Origin of the sequence: Paraburkholderia monticola (assembly GCF_001580545.1) — a bacterium.
GTDB lineage: Bacteria > Pseudomonadota > Gammaproteobacteria > Burkholderiales > Burkholderiaceae > Paraburkholderia > Paraburkholderia monticola.
In genome coordinates this window covers 159,447-178,272 of record NZ_LRBG01000022.1, presented here as the reverse complement: position 1 = coordinate 178,272, position 18,826 = coordinate 159,447, and the positions used below count along the sequence as shown (strand labels likewise).

Sequence of the window (18,826 nt, the reverse complement as noted above, 5' to 3'; positions counted from 1 at the left end):
CAACCTCGACTCAACGCTCGACCGACCATGACTGCCAAACTGATCGACGGCCTCGCCCTCTCCAAGACCCTGCGCGCCGACGTCGCCGCGCGCGCCGCCGCCCTGACCGCCCGCGGCCATCAGCCGGGCCTCGCCGTGATTCTGGTCGGTGAGAATCCGGCCAGCGAAGTGTATGTGCGCAACAAGGTCAAGGCCTGTCAGGACAACGGTCTCGGCTCGTCGTTCGACCGCTATCCGGCCGATCTGCCCGAAGCCGACCTGCTCGCCCGCATCGACGAACTGAACCGCGATCCGGCCATTCACGGCATTCTCGTGCAGTTGCCGCTGCCGAAGCACATCGATAGCCACAAGGTGATCGAGGCGATCGCGCCCGAGAAGGACGTCGACGGCTTTCACGTCGCCAACGCGGGTGCGCTGATGACCGGCCAGCCGCTGTTCCGTCCGTGTACGCCGTACGGCGTGATGAAGATGTTCGAGGCCTACGGCATCGATCTGAAGGGTGCGAACGCGGTGGTGATCGGCCGCTCGAACATCGTCGGCAAGCCGATGGCGCTGCTGCTGCTCGAAGCGGGCGCGACCGTCACGATCTGCCACAGCAAGACGCGCGATCTGGCCGCGCACACGCGCAACGCCGACGTCGTGGTCGCCGCGACCGGCCTGCGCAACATCCTGACCGCCGACATGGTGAAGCCCGGCGCGACCGTGATCGACGTCGGCATGAATCGCGACGACGCCGGCAAGCTGTGCGGCGACGTCGACTTCGCGGGGGTCAAGGAAGTGGCCGGCTTTATCACGCCGGTGCCGGGCGGCGTCGGTCCGATGACGATCACGATGCTTCTCGTCAACACGATCGAAGCAGCCGAGCGCGAGGCGAACGCGGCGAACGCGTAATTGCCGGAAGGCGAGCGTGAGACGGAGTGAGACGACTCCTCCGTCTTGTCATCCCCCGCCGCCGTTCCCCCTTCTCGCTGAACCATCACCACCAAATACCGCGCGGCCTGATCGGCCGCCGCCGGCCACCTGGACGCGCGTCACACGCCCAGCCCAACCCGCCCAGCGCACCGCAACATCTGTTAATTTGTCAGCCGATGGATTGGAATCGGCGCGCCCCGCCCCAATAATGTCGGTACCCGGTGCCGCCCCGCGCCGTGCGTCGAGCGTCGAGCCAGCCAGCGCGCGCCGACCCGCCCGGGCGCCGCCGCACCGCCCCTTCACCCGCGTCAGACAGGAAGCCTTATGTCCACTACCGCCACGCCTCAAGACAACCCCCTCCTCGATTTTTCCGATCTGCCGCGCTTTGGCGATATCCGCCCCGAACACGTGACGCCCGCCCTCGACGTGCTGCTCGCCGACGCGGCGGCCGCCGTCGAGCGCGCCGCGCTGCCGGTCACGCCAGCGTCGTGGGCCGACGTCGTCGAACCGGTCGAGCGTGCCACCGAGCCGCTGTCGCGCGCGTGGAGCGTGATCGGCCATCTGAACGCCGTCGCCGATACGCCCGAACTGCGCGCCGTGTACGGCGAAAACCTGCCGCGCGTGACCGAGTTCTGGTCGAGCGTCGGCCAGAATCTCGCGCTCTACGAGAAGTACAAGTCACTGAATGCGAGCGACGAATTCGCGTCGCTGAACAGCGAGCGCAAGAAGATCCTCAGCAACGCGCTGCGCGACTTCCGCCTGTCCGGCGCCGAGTTGCCGGAAGACCAGAAGCCGCATTTCGCCGAATTGCAGGAACGCCAGGCGAACTTGTCGAAGGCGTTTTCGGATCACGTGCTCGATGCGACCAATGCGTACGCCTACCTCGTCGAGGCGGGCAACGAGGCGCAACTGAGCGGCCTGCCCGAAGACGTGATCGCGGCCGCGAAGGAAGCCGCCGAGCGCGACGGCAAGACCGGCTACAAGTTCACGCTGCACTTCCCGTCGTATTTCCCGGTGATGCAGTACTCGGAGAACCGCGCGATGCGCGAAGCGATGTACCGCGCGTATGTGACGCGCGCCTCCGAGCTCGGCGCGCAATACGGCAACGGCAAGGCCGAGTGGGACAACACCCAGGTGCTCGCCGACGAACTGAAGCTGCGTGCCGAAGAAGCGCAGATGCTCGGCTACGGCAACTTCGCCGAAGTGTCGCTGGCGCCGAAGATGGCCGAGTCGCCGGCGCAGGTCATGGCCTTCCTCGAAGACCTCGCGACCCGCGCACGTCCGCATGCGGAGCAGGACTGGAAAGAGCTGCGCGAATTTGCCGCGAGCGAACTCGGCATGACCGATCTGCAGCCGTGGGACATGACGTTTGCCGCCGAGCGTCTGCGTCAGAAGCGCTACTCGTTTTCGGAAAACGAAGTGAAGCAGTACTTCCCCGAAGACGCGGTGTTCAAGGGCCTGTTCAAGGTCACCGAGACGCTGTTCGGCGTGCGCATCCGCCGCGACGAAGCGGCCGTCTGGCATCCGGACGTGCGCTTCTTCCGGGTCGAGAATCAGGACGGCGGCCTCGTCGCCCAGTTCTATCTGGACCTCTATGCGCGCGAAGGCAAACGCGGCGGCGCCTGGATGGACGATGCGCGCGGCCGTCACAAGCTCGCGCATGACGCCGTGCAAACGCCGGTCGCTTATCTGACCTGCAACTTCTCGGCACCGGTCGGCGGCAAGCCCGCCTGCTTCACGCACGACGAAGTGATCACGCTGTTCCACGAGTTCGGCCATGGGCTGCATCACATGCTCACGCGCGTCGATGAGCTCGGGGTGTCGGGCATCAACGGCGTCGAATGGGATGCGGTCGAATTGCCGTCGCAGTTCATGGAGAACTTCTGCTGGGAGTGGGACGTGCTCTCCGACATGACCTCGCACGTCGATACGGCGAAGCCGCTGCCGCGCGAGCTGTTCGACAAGATGCTCGCCGCGAAGAACTTCCAGAGCGGTCTCGGCACGCTGCGGCAGATCGTGTTCTCGATGTTCGACATGCAACTGCACACCGGCTTCGACGCGAACGGCGCGACCAGCGCCAACGATCTCGCGCGCGAAATCAACGAGCGCTTCCACGTCGTGCCGCAAGCGCCGTTCTCGCGTTGGCCGAATACGTTCAGCCATATTTTCGCGGGCGGTTACGCGGCCGGCTACTACAGCTACAAGTGGGCCGAGGTGCTGTCGGCCGACGCGTACGCGGCGTTCGAGGAAGCCGCGCAAGCCGCGGGCAGCGTGCTCGATCAGACCACCGGCATGCGTTATCGTCGCGAGATTCTCGAAGTGGGCGGCAGCCGCCCGGCGATGGAATCGTTCAAGGCGTTTCGCGGCCGCGAGCCGAATATCGATGCGCTGCTGCGGCACAACGGCATGGCGCCGGGAGCCGCGCACTGAGCTAAGCGATGCCGATAAAAAACCGGCGGTCTGCGCAAGCAGGCCGCCGGTTTTTCATTGAGGCGCGAGATACCTGGCTACGCGCGATGCAGTTTGAAATCGATCTGCTCAGGCCGCCCTTCGAGCGATAACGACGCGCGCGCAGCCGGCGCGCGGCTCACCACCCTGCCCCGGCTCACGACCGCGAGCCGTGCGGCGCGCAGACGGATCGCCTCGACCTCGTCGCGCGCATCGAGCACGACGAGATTAGCAGCGCATCCGGGCGCGATGCCATAGCCTTCCAGGCCGAGAATGCGCGCCGCGTTCACGGTCACCGCGTCGAAACAGGCATGCATGCCATCGACGCTGGTCATTTGCGCAACATGCAAGCCCATCTGCGCGACTTCGAGCATGTCGGCCGAACCGAGGCTATACCACGGGTCCATCACGCAGTCGTGGCCGAATGCGACCGTGATGCCCGCGGCCAGCATCTCGGGCACGCGCGTCATGCCGCGCCGTTTCGGGTACGTGTCGCTGCGCCCTTGCAGCGTGATGTTGATCAGCGGATTCGCGATCGCCGCGACACCCGACTCGCGCATCAGCGGCAACAGCTTGCTCACATAGTAGTTGTCCATCGAATGCATCGACGTCAGATGCGAACCGGTGACGCGTCCGTGCAAACCAAGGCGGTGGGTTTCGGCCGCGAGTGTTTCGATGTGGCGCGACAGCGGATCGTCCGATTCGTCACAATGCATGTCGACGCGCAGGCCCTGCTCGGCCGCGTACTCGCACAGCATGCGCACCGACTGCGCGCCGTCGGCCATCGTGCGCTCGAAATGCGGAATGCCGCCGACCACGTCGACGCCCAGGCCGATCGCGCGCTTCAGATTGTCGAACGCACCGGCGCTGCGCAGCAGACCGTCCTGGGGAAACGCGACCAGTTGCAGATCGAGATACGGCGCGACGCGGCGCTTCACTTCGAGCAGCGCCTCGACCGCCAGCAAGCGCGGATCGCACACGTCGACGTGGCTGCGGATCGCGAGCAGGCCGCGCGCGACCGCCCAGTCGCAGTACTGCATCGCGCGCTCGATCAGCGCTTCCTGCGTGAGCTCGGGCTTCAGTTCGCCCCATAGCGCGATGCCTTCGAGCAGCGTGCCCGACGCGTTCACGCGCGGCAAACCGTATGACAGCGTCGCATCCATATGGAAATGCGGATCGACGAACGGCGGCGAAACGAGCGAGCCGGCCGCGTCGAGTTCCTCGGGCGCGCTCGCGGCCAGCTTCGGCTCGATGGCGACGATGCGGCCCGCGTCGATGCCGATATCGACCGGTTGGCGGTGCTGCGGGGTCGGCTGCGCGCTCAGCCGAGCAGCGCTGCGCGGCAGCGTCGCGCGGCGGATGATCAGATCCATGTATCGCTCCCGTTGATCTCGTTCGGACTCGCTACGATTCTATCGGCGCCAGAAAAATGCGGGGGCCGATGCGTACCGGCGCGCGCGGCGCAATCCGTACCGGCGGCCGGCGATGCGACGCGCCTATACTCGCCGTTTCAGCGATGCAATGACGGAGCGCACAAATGAAAACGATCGGCGTGATTGGGGGAATGAGCTGGGAGTCGTCCACCGAGTACTACCGGCTGCTTAACCGCCACGCGAAGGCGCGGCTCGGCGGGCATCACAACGCGCGCAGCCTGCTCCTGACCGTCGATTTCGCGGCGATCGAGGCGAACCAGCGCGCCGGCGACTGGCACGCGCTCGGCGAACAGATGGCCGACGCTGCGCGCCAGCTCGAACGCGGCGGCGCCGATCTCGTGATCCTCGCGACGAACACGATGCATCGCGTGTGCGATTCGATCGAGCGGGCGATCACGGTGCCGTTCCTGCACATCGCCGATCCGACCGGCGAGGCGCTGCGCGCGGCGGGCGTCGAGCGGGTCGGCCTGCTCGGCACGCGCTATACGATGGAGCAGACGTTCTATACGGGACGGCTGCGCGAGCGCTATGGACTCGAGACGCTCGTGCCTGACGACGATGAACGTGCGGACGTGCACCGCATCATTTACGACGAGCTCTGTCACGGTAACGTGAAGGACGCGTCGCGCAAGGTCTATCAACGCGTGATCGAGCATCTGGCCGCGCGTGGCGCGCAGGCGGTGATACTCGGTTGCACGGAGATCACGCTGCTGATCAAGCCGGAAGATTCGGTGCTGCCTGTGTTCGATACCACCGCGTTGCATGCGCAGGCGGCGGTGGAGTGGGCGATCGGGGGACAGTGACGATCGGCTTGACGTCGCGCTCGCGCGCAAATCGTGTCGTGGGCGTTCACGCGTGCACAGCATACGCGGCGAGCGCCACAAGCGAGACGCCGGCGCTGAAAGTCAAAAAGCCCGCATGGCTTGCGCGATGCGGGCTTTCAACAATGCTTTGGTTGCGGGGGTAGGATTTGAACCTACGACCTTCGGGTTATGAGCCCGACGAGCTGCCAGACTGCTCCACCCCGCGTCAGAGAAAAAAGATTATATAAGGTCGGAGGAAAAACGTCAAACCCTAAGCAGCACATTTCTCGAACGACATCCTTGCGATCATTGCGTCGATGACGTCATCGACGTTGCTGTGGCGCTACTATCTCGGCATGTGAACGGCGTGGGCGACGCAGCAGACGCCGGCTCGGGCCGGCGTGGCCCCCGCTATAATCGCCGTTGCTCTCACCACGCACGTATCGGATATCTTCGTGAAAATCGCCACCTGGAACGTCAACTCGCTCAAAGTCCGCCAGCAACACGTGATCGACTGGCTCGCGAGCAGCGGCACCGACGTGCTGTGCCTGCAGGAACTGAAGCTCCCCGACGAAAAATTCCCGCGCGCGGATCTCGAGGCGGTCGGCTATCGCAGCTGGTACGCGGGTCAGAAAACCTACAACGGTGTCGGCATTCTGGTGCGCGAAGGCTTGAACGTCGACGAAAGCAGCATCGTGCGCAACATCCCCGGCTTCGAGGATCCGCAGCAGCGCGTGATCGCGGCAACCATCGACGGCGTGCGTATCATCTCCGCGTATTTCCCGAACGGCCAGGCGCCCGGCACCGACAAGTTCGCTTACAAGCTGCGCTGGCTCGACGCGCTGCACGACTGGCTCGCCACCGAGATGACGCTGCATCCGAAGCTCGCGCTGCTCGGCGACTACAACATCGCTCCCGAAGATCGCGATGTCCATGATCCGAAGGCGTGGGAAGGTCAGAATCTCGTGTCGCCCGAGGAACGCGCGGCGTTCGTGCGGCTGATCGGCCTCGGCCTGCTCGACGCGTTCCGTCAGTTCGAGCAGCAGGAAAAACTCTATTCGTGGTGGGATTACCGGATGATGGCGTTCCGGCGTAACGCGGGCCTGCGCATCGACCACATCCTGCTGTCGAAGGCGCTGTCCGAGATCTGCACCGCCTGCGACATCGACAAGGTGCCGCGCAAGTGGGAACAGCCTTCGGATCACGCGCCGGTGTTCGCGCAACTGGGCTGACCACCATCGCGACGAAGCGAGGCAGCGCCGCCTCGCTTGCGCGTTGCTTCATGCGGCGCCCAGCACACCCCACAGGAAGCTGAACACCATCGCATCATGTTCGGCCTGCTCCAGCTCATCGGAGCCGCCGTGCCCGCCTTCCGTATTCTCCCGATACCACACGTTCTGCGCGCCGAGCGCCTGCATGCGCGCGGCCATCTTGCGCGCGTGGCCGGGATGCACGCGATCGTCGGCGGTCGACGTCATGAATAGCACCGGCGGATACGCGACGCCCGCCGCAAGGTTGTGATACGGCGAATAGGCGGCGAGCGCGTGCGCTTCGTCGGGCTCGTCCGGGTCGCCGTACTCGTCGATCCACGAGGCGCCCGCGTGCAACAGGTGATAGCGGCTCATATCGAGCAACGGCACCTCGCACACGACCGCGCCGAATAGCTCAGCCCGCTGCACCATGCAGGCGGCCACTAGCAGCCCGCCGTTGCTGCCGCCCTGTATGCCGAGCTGCGCGGCGCTCGTCACGCCGCTCGCGATCAGCGCTTCGGCGACCGCGATGAAATCATCGAACGCGCGCTGGCGATGCTCGCCCTGCGCCGCCGTGTGCCAGCGCGTGCCGAACTCGCCGCCGCCGCGAATATGCGCGACCACGTACACGCCGCCGCGTTCGAGCCAGCCGATGCCCTGCCCCGTCAGATAGCTCGGCAGCAACGGAATCGCGAAGCCGCCGTAGCCGCTCAACAGACATGGCAGTGTTGGCTTTTCATCGCCGGCGGAGGACGAGGCTGGCTTCGGTCCAATCACCGTGTACGGCACGCGCGTGCCATCGGCCGACACCGCATGTCCGCGTGTCACGGCGAAGCGCGTCGCGTCGAACTGCGTCGGCCAACGGTCGAGCAACTCCCATTCGCCGGGCTCGTCGCGTGCGAGATCGGAGAGCCAGTAGGCGGGCGGTTGCAGATAGTCGTCGGTGTCGACGAACACTTCGTCGTTCAGCGTCGACTCGACCGGCGAGACATCGAACTGCGCGTCGGGCTGCGTGTCGGGCTGCGTGCCGCCCTGCGACGCGAACACGCGCTCGCGCCACTGCCACGTGCCGTCCTGCGACGCGAACACGCGCTCGCGCCACTGCCACGTGCCGTCCTCGCGCTGCGATGGCGTCCAGATCAGCGTCTTGCTGCGTACATCGTCGAGATACGACACGATCAGATGATGGCGCGTATGCGACCACTCGCAGGCCGACGTGAGCGGTGTCGGTGTGAAGAGCGGCGTCACGTCGCGCTCGCCGCGCAGAAACGCGACCTCGCGAATCGCGAGCAGCGTGCCGCCCGGATAGTGCGTTTGCTTGCCGTCCCATTCGCATTCCCAGTCGAGCCGCGGCTCGAGCAGCAGCCAGCCCTGCCACGCACCCACCGCGACGTGCGAGGGCACGTCGTAGCGATGCCAGGCATCGCTCGCGTCGTCGAGGCGATAGGTGTGCGAGTCGAAAAAGTCGACGCTGCTCGTTACCGTATGCCGGCGATCGATCGGATCGTAATGCGCCTCCACGCCGATATCGTCGAACTCGCCGCGAAACACCACGGGTGCATCGGCGAGCTTGGTGCCGCGGGTCCAGCGCCGCACGTCGCGCGGATAGCCGGAGCGCGTCAGCGTCTTGCGGCCATTGTCCCAGCCGACGTAGAGCGTATCGCGATCGATCCACGACACCGTGTGCTTGCCCGCCTTCGCGATCGCGAAACCATCGTCGACGAAACGCTGCGCGTCGAGATCGAACTCGCGCACGACGACCGCGTCCGAGCCGCCCGGCGACATCGTGATCAACGCGCGATCGCCATCCGGATAGAGGATGTCGAGATCGACGCACACCCAGGGCGTGCCTTCGGCCGCGCCGAGCGCGTCGAAGTCGAGCAGGTTCTGCCACACCGGCGCGCCGCTGCGCCACGCAGACCACGCGGTGCGCCGCCAGATGCCGCGCGGATTGCGCTCGTCCTGCCACAGATCGTAGGCCCAGTCCTTCCAGCGATCCGGAATCACCGGACGCTCGCGCGGCAGATAGGCATCGGCGAGCTGGCGCCTCAACGTCTCGAACGACGCGCCGCCGCACCACGCCGCGCGCGTGCGCGCGTTCTGCGCGTCGACCCACGCGCGCGCGTCGGCGTCGTCGAGCGCTTCGAGCGACAGGAAGGGATCGGGGGAAAGCGGCCACTCGAACGGGGTGGCGGAGGCAAAAGAAGGCATCGTCGGCTGTCGAATCGGAACAGCGTTGATTATGCCTTGTGCAAGGCGATGGCCGCTCTGGTGCGAGGTGCGAGGCGCGAGGCTGGAAGCAAAAACGACGAGGGCGGCCTGAGCCGCCCTCGCCTGCCCTGCGCGGATCGCGCGACGCAAGCGCCTCAAGGCTCCAGGTTGAGTTCCTGAATCTTGCGCGTAATCGTATTGCGCCCGATGCCGAGCCGCTCGGCCGCCTCGACCTTACGGCCACGCGTGAAGTCGAGCGCCTCGCGGATCACGGCCGCCTCGAAGCGGCGTGCGAGTTCGTCCATCACATCGGCCGCATTCTCGCGCAGCATGCGCGCGACTTCGGTGCGCAAACCGCCTTCCCATGCGCTCAGTGCGCTCGCCACCGTCACGCCGGCCGCACCAGACGGATGCACGAACGTGCCGTTGCCCGCGCCGGCGAGCGGCGCGCCGCCCACAAATCCCCCATTGGTGGGCGCAGTGCCGTCCGCCGTCGCGCCGGCGGCGACACCCGCGGCAAGCTCGCTGGAGCCGACCTGCGTGGGACCGAGATCGGGCGGAAGATCCTTGATCTCGATCGTCTGCGCGGGCGCCATCACCGTGAGCCAGTTCGCGAGATTCTCGAGCTGCCGCACGTTGCCCGGAAACGGCAGCGACGCGAGATACGCGAGCGCCTCCTCGGACACGCGCTTCGGTTCGACGCCGAGATCGCGCGCGCTCTTCTGCAGGAAATGCCGCGTGAGCAGCGGGATATCCTCGCTGCGTTCGCGCAACGCGGGCAGCCGCAGACGGATCACGTTGAGGCGGTGATACAGATCCTCGCGAAACAGCCCCTGGCGCACGCGCGATTCGAGATTCTGGTGCGTCGCCGCGATCACGCGCACATTCGAGCGCAACGGATTGTGGCCGCCCACGCGATAGAACTGCCCGTCCGACAGCACGCGCAACAGACGCGTCTGCAGATCGAACGGCATGTCGCCGATTTCATCGAGAAAGAGCGTGCCGTTCTCGGCCTGCTCGAAGCGCCCCTGGCGCATCGCCTGCGCGCCGGTGAACGCGCCGCGCTCATGCCCGAACAGTTCGGACTCCAGCAGATCCTTCGGAATCGCCGCCGTGTTCAGCGCGATGAAGGGACCGTTCGCGCGTGGGCTATGTCGGTGCAACGCACGCGCGACCAGTTCCTTCCCGGTGCCTGATTCGCCGGTAATGAGCACGGTGGCCGCCGAATGCGACAGACGGCCGATCGCACGAAACATGTCCTGCATCGCCGGCGCCTGGCCGAGCATCTCGGGGGCTTCCGCGACGCGCTCGTCCCACGTCTGCTCGCCGCGCATGCTTTCATCGACCGCGCGGCGAATCAGCTCGACCGCCTTGTCGATGTCGAACGGCTTCGCCAGATACTCGAACGCGCCGCCCTGGAATGCGGCGACCGCGCTATCGAGATCCGAGAACGCGGTCATGATGATGACCGGCAAACCCGGCACCTTGTCGCGGACCGTTTGCAGCAGTTCGAGCCCGGAGCCCCCGGGCATGCGGATATCGGAGACCAGCACCTGCGGGCTGTCGTGATCGAGCGCGGCCGACGCTTCGCGCACGTTCGCGAAGCTGCGCGTCGCGAAGTTCTCGCGCGCCAGCGCTTTTTCGAGCACCCAGCGAATTGATTGATCGTCGTCTACTATCCAGATCGGCTTCATATAGGTCGGTCAGAAGTCTTGAGGTGCTAGTGATATCTAGAGGTCGAGCGGCAGGAGAATCTGAAACTCGGTATGGCCCGGCCGGCTGTCCACCTCGATCAGACCGTCATGCTGCTGCACGAAGGTTTGCGCGAGCGTGAGACCAAGACCGCTGCCGTCCTCGCGCCCCGACACGAGCGGATAGAAAATGCGGTCGCGAATCTCTTCGGGAATGCCTGGGCCGTTGTCGATGATATGCAAGTCCAATGCCAGCTTGCACAAGCGTTTTGAAATCGTGACCTTGCGCGCGATACGCGTGCGCAACTCGATGCGCGCGTCGCCCTGCGAGATCCGTTCGCGCAAGGCCTCGGCCGCATTGCGCACGATGTTCAGCAGCGCCTGGATCAGTTGTTCCTTGTCGCCGCGCAGATCCGGCACGCTGACGTCGTAGTCGCGCTCGATCGTCAGGCCGCGCGGAAACTCCGCGAGAATCACCTGACGCACGCGCTCGCACACCTCGTGAATATTCACGTCGCCGACGATATGCGGATGCCGGTGCGGTTCGAGCAAGCGGTCGACCAGCGTCTGCAGCCGGTCCGATTCCTTGATGATGACCTGGGTGTACTCGCGCAACTCGTCGCGCTGACGCTCGCCGAGTTCGAACTCGAGCAGTTGCGCGGCGCCGCGAATGCCGCCGAGCGGGTTCTTGATTTCGTGCGCGAGATTGCGGATCAGATGCTTATTGACCGCCGTCAGGTCGTTGATGCGCTCTTCGCGGTCGGTACGCAGATGCCGCTCGTTCTCGAACAGTTCGAGCAGCACGTAGTCCTGCGCGCTCTCCAGAAAGCCGACGATCGCGTGCACATGCAGCGGCTCGTGGCCGGGACGCTCGAGCACGGCGTCCAGATGCGTCGCGTGAAAACGGTGCGCGGCGATCGCGGTGATCGTCGCGACCAGTTCGTCCGCGTTCGAGAAGATGTCCTGCCACGCCATCTGCGTCAATTGACGGCGCGACATCTCCAGCATCGACTCCGCCGACGGATTCGCGAACGCGACGCGCAGCGTGCGCTTTTCGAGCACCAGCACGACCGTCGGCAGCGTCTCGAAGCCCGGCAGCAGCCCCGAACTCGCGAGCTGCACGTCGTCCGACAGCGTCTGCTCGTGTCCTTTCCTTGCCTTGATCAGATTCTTCAGAACCATCTTGCAGTCTGGCCGGTAGGAGATGGTGATAACTCAGGAGTGCTGCCTGTTCGTGCTTCGTCGAATTGCAGATTGCCCGCGGCCGGCCGTGCGGCCTAACGAAAAAGGGACGGCGCCGCCGTCCCTTCGTGACCGATCGCGAGCGTCGGGCCAAGCGCTTCGCCGGGTGAAGGGCGAAGCGCCATGGCCGCTTACAGCGAGTAGTACATTTCGAATTCGATCGGGTGCACCGACTGACGATAACGCTGCAGTTCCTGCGTCTTCAGTTCGATGTACGCGTCGAGCATCGCGTCCGTGAACACGCCACCGCGCGTCAGGAACTCGCGGTCGGCGTCGAGCGAGTCGAGAGCCTGGTCGAGGCCGGCGCACACGGTCGGGATCTTTGCATCCTCTTCCGGCGGCAGGTCGTACAGGTTCTTGTCAGCGGCTTCGCCCGGATGGATCTTGTTCTGCACACCGTCCAGACCCGCCATCATCAGCGCGGAGAAGCACAGGTACGGATTCGCCAGCGGATCCGGGAAGCGCGTTTCGATACGACGGCCCTTCGGGTTCGACACGTGCGGAATACGGATCGATGCCGAACGGTTGCGAGCCGAGTAAGCGAGCTTGACCGGCGCTTCGAAGTGCGGCACGAGACGCTTGTACGAGTTCGTACCCGGGTTCGTGATCGCGTTCAGCGCGCGAGCGTGCTTGATGATGCCGCCGATGTAGAACAGCGCGAATTCCGACAGACCTGCGTAGCCATTGCCCGCGAACAGGTTCTGGCCGTCCTTCCAGATCGACTGGTGAACGTGCATGCCCGAACCGTTGTCGCCGACGACCGGCTTCGGCATGAACGTCGCCGTCTTGCCGTACGTGTGCGCGACGTTGTGGATGATGTACTTCATCTGCTGCAGCCAGTCAGCGCGCTGCACGAGCGTCGAGAACTTGGTGCCGATTTCGTTCTGGCCCTGGCCCGCCACTTCGTGGTGGTGCACTTCGACCGGAATGCCGATCTGTTCGAGCAGCAGACACATTTCCGAGCGGATGTCCTGGAACGTGTCGACCGGCGCGACCGGGAAGTAGCCGCCCTTCGTGCCCGGACGGTGGCCGGTGTTGCCGCCTTCGAATTCCTTCGCCGACGACCACGGTGCTTCTTCCGAACCGATCTTGATGAAGCAGCCCGACTGGTCCGTGTTCCACTGGACCGAGTCGAAAATGAAGAATTCCGGTTCCGGACCGAAGTACGCGGTGTCGCCGAGGCCCGAGTTCTTCAGGTACGCTTCGGCGCGCTTCGCGAGCGAGCGCGGATCGCGCTCGTAGCCCTTGCCGTCAGCCGGTTCGACGACGTCGCAAGTCAGCACGAGGGTCGATTCTTCGTAGAACGGGTCGATGAACGCCGTGTTCGCGTCCGGAACCAGCAACATGTCCGATGCTTCGATGCCCTTCCAGCCGGCAATCGACGAACCGTCAAACGCATGGCCGCTCTCGAACTTGTCTTCGTCGAATGCCGACACCGGCACCGAAACGTGTTGTTCCTTGCCGCGCGTGTCGGTAAAACGGAAGTCGACAAACTTGACGTCCTCGTCTTTGACGAGTTGAACGACGTCGGCCACGGATTTACTCATAACCTATCTCCTGATTAACGAATTCGGCGGATTCAGCCGCCGCCCAATCTAGCTGACCCATCCCGGCGCGTCCACTGATACGGCATCGCAGGCAGAAAAATCCGCCGGGGTAAATCGATCGGCACCAATAAAGCAGGTATTGTGCCACCTCTGACGACAGATGCGCCGATTCGGCGCACGCCTTTGCTGCGCTTACGATTGCGGGCGGCATACGCGGCTCGCGCGGCTTTGTGAACGATCGTGCAGGCGCCCATTTGCACCTATTTCGTGCATTCACCGCTTTGGAAATCGCGCCAGCTTCCATTTTGGTGCATGACCAATAAAATGCACCTTGTTTGCGCATCGATGTTTGTGCGGCTTCCGGTTCCCGGCCCCCGCCGTTCAGTCTGCCCACCCCTGCGTGACATCTGGCGCGCGCTAGAATGATCATTTGGTCCGAAGGAGACTGACACTCATGAGCACGCTCGAACAGCTTTACGCGCAGGCGGACGCCCGCCGCACCGAGAACCAACTGCCCTATGCGGGCGCGGTATTGCCGGCCGAGGCGTTCGAACTGCTGGAACTCGATCCGCGCACCCGGCTCGTCGACGTGCGCACCCGCGCCGAGCTCGACTGGGTCGGCCGTCCGGTGATCGGCGACGGGCAATACGCGCACGTCGAATGGACGCGCTATCCGGGCGCCGTGCCCAATCACGAGTTCATGCAGCAACTCGCGCAGGTGGCCTCGCCCGACACGCCGGTGCTGTTCCTGTGCCGCAGCGCCGCGCGCTCGAAGCTCGCCGCGATCGCCGCGACCCAGGCCGGCTTCACGAAGGCGTATGACCTGCTGGAAGGCTTCGAAGGCGACAAGGACGGCCAGGGGCATCGCAAGACGGTGTCGGGATGGTGTTTTCGCGGCTTGCCGTGGATCGGCGCCTGATGGCGGCGGGTCGCCGCGCCCACGTGCGCAGGCCCGTGCAACGCGCCTAAAACTGGCTGACTAAAATGGAACGCGCCGACCAAGCATGAAATGCATCGTCGGCGCGGGGTGTGACACTGCGATGTCGCGGCTCACGCCAGCCGGTCCCCTCTGGCGCAAACCGCTCACCTCATCGGGCGCCGTGCGCGGCGCCCATCCCAACCCATCCGTTCAGGGCGCGGCCGAAATCCCGAACACGTGCAACTTACCTGCGCTGACCTGCTTCGGCAGCGTGACGCTTGCCACGGTCTTGCCCGGTGTCAACGGCACGCTCTGAGCGAACAGGTAGGTCTTGACGCCGTCGTTGCTACCGTTGCCGGCATTGCGATAGGTCGTCGTCAACGCGATCGGGTCCACCGGCGCAGCACTACCGCCATTGAGCGTCCAGTCGTCGAACGCGAGCGTGAAAGGCGTCGTCGTGCCGTCGGCATAAGTGACGAGCGCGGCGCCCGAACTCGGACCATTGTTGGCCGAACCCAGCAGCACCAGTGAGCGCCCCGCCGTGCCCGGCGGCATCGCGATGGTCTGCCCCACCGTCACCGCGTTATCGAGCGGACCGCCGGACAACACGAAGCTCGCGCCACCGAAGCTGAACGGTTTGCCAGGTGTCGCGCCGGCCGTCGCCAACGCCTGCGACGAGTAGCTGTAGAGCGAGCCGTCGAAGTCCGCGCCGAGGCCATCGGTATCGGTGCTGCCGTCGGTGCCGATGCCATGGTTGTTGAACGCGTCGGCCACATTACGCGCGAGCGGCACACCATACGATGGCGGCGTGTCCGCGGCGTTCGTCCCCCACTCCGAAGGAGACGAACCCATCACGAAGTTCAGCGTGGCGCCGTGGGCCAATGCATCGATGTCGAGCCACGAACTATGGTGGGCCGCGCCGTTCACGCTCAGGCTTTGCACATACTTCGCGCTGGGCGCGCCCGGTGCATTGATACGCAGCGTCTTGCCATTGCCCAGATGAACGGTGATCGACGAGAACTGCGGACTACCGATCGCGAGGCCACCGACACCGGGAATCTCCGGATAAAGACCCAACGCACCCCACACATACCATCCCGACACCGCGCCCAGGTCGTCATTGCCGGGCAAGCCGTTCGGCCCCGTGCCGAAGGCGCTCGCCATGATCTGCTGGACCACGTTCTGCGTGCCCGACGGCGAGGCCGCCCAGTTATACAGCCAGGGCACCTCGAAAGTCGGTTCGTTGCCCATATAGAAATTGGGCAGGCTCATCCCCGCGTTCAACACCGTAAAGAACGTATTCAGCCGCGATACCGCCGCCGTGCTGCCGCCCAGTTGCCCAAACAGTCCGACCGGATTGAACGGCACCATCCATGTGTACTGCTCGGCATTGCCTTCGACGTAATTGTCGGTGCTGCTCTGGGTCTCCGGAATCCAGCTGCCGTCCGAGTTGCGCGCGGCGAGCAGAGGCGGCGTCAGCGACGTGTTGAGCAGGTTCTGCCAATAGGCCGAGCGGCTCAGCAGCATCTTCTGGACCGTCGTATTGCCCAGTTGGCCGGCAAACTGCGAAATGGCGAAATCGCTGCTCGCATATTCGAGCGTCGACGATGCCTGTCCCCATTCGCCGTTCGTGATATAGCCGTACTGCAGATAACTGGCGCGGCCGCCGTTCGTCGTCACACCGTTGCACGCGGTTCCAGGGACGTTGGCCATCTGGATCATGTGCTTCAACGCGCCCGAGGTATCGAACGCGCGCGCGCCGAATGCATAGGCACCCGCGACGATCAGCGAGCCGGCATCGCCCGGCATCACGCCATCCTCGACGTTGTCGTTGACCCAATGCGGAATCGCGCCGCACTGATCCGCATCGTTGACGAGCGACTGCGCCATGTCGCTGGTTTCCTGAGGAAACAGCGTGGCCTTGAGCGGAATCAGCGAGCGATAGATGTCCCAGCCCGAAAAGCTGGTGTACTGCGCCGCGTGGCCTGCGCTGACCGTATGGACCTGCTGGTCGAAGCCGATGTATTGGCCATTGGAATCGCTGAATACACTCGGCGCCCATAGTGCGTGGTAGAACGCCGTATAAAACTTCGTCAACGCAGTCGGATCCTGGCTGCTCACCTGAATCGTATTGAGGCGCTGATTCCATACCGCATCGGCCACTGCCTTGACGCCATCGAAATCCCACGACGGATTTTCCTTCTGGAGATTGTCTTTGGCATTGGCGACGCTGACGTATGAAATACCGATTCTCATCAGCACCGTATTGGCTTTACCGAAATTCATGACGGCGCGGCCCTGGTTAAAGGACGAGGTCTTGGCAAATGGCTGACTGAATTGCGCATAAAAATACACCGGCACATTCGTCGAATTGCCGCAGAAATGTCCGCCCGTGGTACTGCCTGAAATCGTCCTCGTGTCCACCTGTGTGACCGAGCCGGCCACGCCGGTTTGCGTATTCGTGTAAGTCGTATCGAGCACCAGCGTCGACGACTGCTGATCCGGATACGTGAAGCGGCCGAATCCGGTGCGCAGCGTCGCCGTCAACTCGACCTTGATCTGATTGTCGAGCAGCACCGAATAGGCGCCGGCTACCGCCTTCTCGTTCGCGTGGTTGAACGTTTGCGCGAGCGGCTTGGTGGCATCGAGCGTGGGCATCACGGGGAACTCGCCGTCATTGCCGGAACAACCCGCGCCGCTCATATGCGTGAGACTGAAACTCTGGATCGAGCCGATGTCGTAGTAGTAACCGGCCGGCGAACCGGGCTCCGCGCTGTTCGACGGAGCCGGACTGGTATTCGTATCGGGCGCCCACTGCACCATGCCGTTCGGCAGCCCCGCCGCGGGCACCACGCTGCCTGCCTGTCCCGCGGGCACCGGATTGGGAGAGTCGCTCGCGAGGGTACCGATCAACGGATTGACATATTGAGTCAGGCGTAGGGTTGAGTGCGCGGCGGCGGAAGTTTGCGCGTTATCGGTTGGCGCATTGGCGGCTCCCTGCAGTTGGTCCGCCGCTACGGCGGCCGAGCCCGCCTGACTGCCTGGACCATCTCCTCCACAACCCGTTAAAGCACCGGTAATAAGCAAAGCGACCGAAAGACGGCGTATATCTATCACGGCTGCCTCCTGAGTATTGTTTAGTCATTCGTTTAGTCACCCGAATTATCAGTCGACAATCGGTCCGATGACTGGAGGCCATGCTATATGAGCGATTTGAATCGCGTCAATCAATTATCCATTCCGGTTTAAGTTTATTTGAACTTACTAAACAAACTAAAATTTCCGGCGCAATACCCAATTATTGGAATAATTGAGGCAATGAAATGCAGCAGGTCTGGAAAAGCACCTGATTATGCATAACGGATTTTATTTAGCGAGAATTCGCGAATGACGTGAATGCCAGCGATGAATTGCGTCGATAGGCATCGAGAAGAAGCGGCGGAGCGGCGGTTAGTTGCGCGGAGTTGCCGGCTCCGCGCAGATGATCCAGAACAGCGGCCCAGCGGACCGCCGTCACTCAGCTTCGCGGCTTGGCCGTGGCGGCCGCCGCTTCAGGCTCGACGATATCGCCACCGAGCAGATGCACGCCTTCGCGCAGTTTCACGAACGCGGCGGCGACGGCTTCCGGCTCACCCTTCACGCCGAGATCGATGTGATGCCGGGCATAGACGCCACCGCGCTCCGCATCGCCGACGCTCGGCAGGCTGAACACCCGCACGCCTGGGAAATCGCGCTCGATTTTCTCCATCAGCGGTGTCACGCGCGACTCCGGTAACTCGAACACGAGCAGTGACTTTTCGGCGTGCGGCGTCGTGTGATGGAGATGCGCGTAGTGGGTGTCGAGCACCCACTCGATCATCGGCCACGCCATCACCGGGAACCCCGGCACGAAATGGTGCTGGCGGATCGAAAAGCCCGGAATCTTGTTGTAGCCGTTTGGAATGATCTCGGCGCCCTGCGGGTACGTGCCCATATTCAGGCGATGCCGGTTCTCGGGCGAGTTCAGATCGAGCGGCGTGGGCGCATTCGCCGGATACATGTCGCGGATGCGCTCCTGGATCAGCTTCGCGGCCTGCGGATGCAGTTCGAGCGGCACGCCGAGCGCGGCCGCCGCGCACTGGCGCGTGTGGTCGTCCGGAGTTGCGCCGATACCGCCCGTCGAGAACACGACGTCACCCGACGCGAACGTGCGCCGCAGCGTCGCCGTGATGCGCTCGGGGTCGTCGCCGATGTACTCCGCCCAGCCGAGCGACAGTCCGCGCGCGCCGAGCAACTCGATGACCTTCGGCAGATGCTTGTCGACGCGTCTGCCCGACAGGATTTCATCGCCAATGATGATGACGCCAAATGCCATTGCCGCCTCTTTCGTT

The 18,826-nt window shown here is 64.2% G+C and carries 12 protein-coding genes and 1 tRNA gene; 5 read left to right on the top strand and 8 right to left on the bottom strand.

Annotated features, from left to right (window positions below):
- Positions 1-27 precede the first annotated feature (27 nt).
- Positions 28-891, top strand: a complete 864-nt coding sequence (folD, locus tag CI15_RS17665) for a bifunctional methylenetetrahydrofolate dehydrogenase/methenyltetrahydrofolate cyclohydrolase FolD (protein WP_062129598.1) — start codon at positions 28-30, stop codon at positions 889-891.
- A gap of 345 nt (positions 892-1,236) precedes the next feature.
- Positions 1,237-3,342 (top strand): M3 family metallopeptidase, encoded by a 2,106-nt coding sequence (locus CI15_RS17660; RefSeq protein ID WP_062129597.1) that lies wholly within the window; start codon positions 1,237-1,239, stop codon positions 3,340-3,342.
- A 77-nt stretch (positions 3,343-3,419) separates the two neighbouring features.
- On the opposite strand, the gene CI15_RS17655 is transcribed toward CI15_RS17660, so the two are convergent.
- The gene (locus CI15_RS17655) at positions 3,420-4,733 is read right to left on the bottom strand and encodes an amidohydrolase family protein (RefSeq protein WP_062129596.1); all 1,314 of its coding nucleotides are present in this window, start codon (positions 4,731-4,733) and stop codon (positions 3,420-3,422) included.
- Between the two features lie 164 nt (positions 4,734-4,897).
- Here CI15_RS17655 and CI15_RS17650 point away from each other — a divergent pair, with 164 nt between their 5' ends.
- Positions 4,898-5,596 (top strand): aspartate/glutamate racemase family protein, encoded by a 699-nt coding sequence (locus CI15_RS17650; protein WP_062129595.1) that lies wholly within the window; start codon positions 4,898-4,900, stop codon positions 5,594-5,596.
- Between the two features lie 149 nt (positions 5,597-5,745).
- Here the strand turns inward: CI15_RS17650 and CI15_RS17645 are convergent.
- Positions 5,746-5,822: transfer RNA gene (locus CI15_RS17645), tRNA-Met, on the bottom strand.
- 229 nt (positions 5,823-6,051) lie between these two features.
- On the opposite strand from CI15_RS17645, the gene xth reads away from it, so the two are divergent.
- Positions 6,052-6,828 carry an exodeoxyribonuclease III gene (xth, locus tag CI15_RS17640; RefSeq protein ID WP_062129594.1) on the top strand — a complete coding sequence of 259 codons (777 nt, stop codon included), beginning with the start codon at positions 6,052-6,054 and terminating at the stop codon, positions 6,826-6,828.
- Positions 6,829-6,876: 48 nt separating this feature from the next.
- Here xth and CI15_RS17635 read toward each other — a convergent pair whose 3' ends face one another.
- From CI15_RS17635 to glnA, 4 genes are all read right to left on the bottom strand, one after another.
- On the bottom strand, positions 6,877-9,057 hold the full coding sequence (locus tag CI15_RS17635) for a prolyl oligopeptidase family serine peptidase (protein ID WP_062129593.1): 2,181 nt from the start codon (positions 9,055-9,057) through the stop codon (positions 6,877-6,879).
- 155 nt (positions 9,058-9,212) lie between these two features.
- Positions 9,213-10,751, bottom strand: a complete 1,539-nt coding sequence (gene ntrC, locus CI15_RS17630) for a nitrogen regulation protein NR(I) (protein WP_062129592.1) — start codon at positions 10,749-10,751, stop codon at positions 9,213-9,215.
- A gap of 36 nt (positions 10,752-10,787) precedes the next feature.
- Positions 10,788-11,930: a nitrogen regulation protein NR(II) gene (glnL, locus tag CI15_RS17625; RefSeq protein WP_062129591.1), complete on the bottom strand. Its 1,143-nt coding sequence runs from the start codon at positions 11,928-11,930 to the stop codon at positions 10,788-10,790.
- 191 nt (positions 11,931-12,121) lie between these two features.
- A complete protein-coding gene (gene glnA, locus CI15_RS17620) occupies positions 12,122-13,537 on the bottom strand; it encodes a type I glutamate--ammonia ligase (protein ID WP_062129590.1) in 1,416 nt (471 codons plus the stop codon).
- Between the two features lie 454 nt (positions 13,538-13,991).
- On the opposite strand from glnA, the gene CI15_RS17615 reads away from it, so the two are divergent.
- Positions 13,992-14,456 (top strand): rhodanese-like domain-containing protein, encoded by a 465-nt coding sequence (locus tag CI15_RS17615; protein WP_062129589.1) that lies wholly within the window; start codon positions 13,992-13,994, stop codon positions 14,454-14,456.
- Positions 14,457-14,666: 210 nt separating this feature from the next.
- Here CI15_RS17615 and CI15_RS17610 read toward each other — a convergent pair whose 3' ends face one another.
- Together CI15_RS17610 and CI15_RS17605 are read right to left on the bottom strand one after the other, a co-directional pair.
- Positions 14,667-17,573, bottom strand: coding sequence for a GH92 family glycosyl hydrolase (locus CI15_RS17610; RefSeq protein WP_153041132.1), 2,907 nt, complete (start codon positions 17,571-17,573; stop codon positions 14,667-14,669).
- Positions 17,574-17,973: 400 nt separating this feature from the next.
- On the bottom strand, positions 17,974-18,810 hold the full coding sequence (locus tag CI15_RS17605) for a competence/damage-inducible protein A (protein ID WP_062129587.1): 837 nt from the start codon (positions 18,808-18,810) through the stop codon (positions 17,974-17,976).
- Positions 18,811-18,826: the final 16 nt, after the last annotated feature.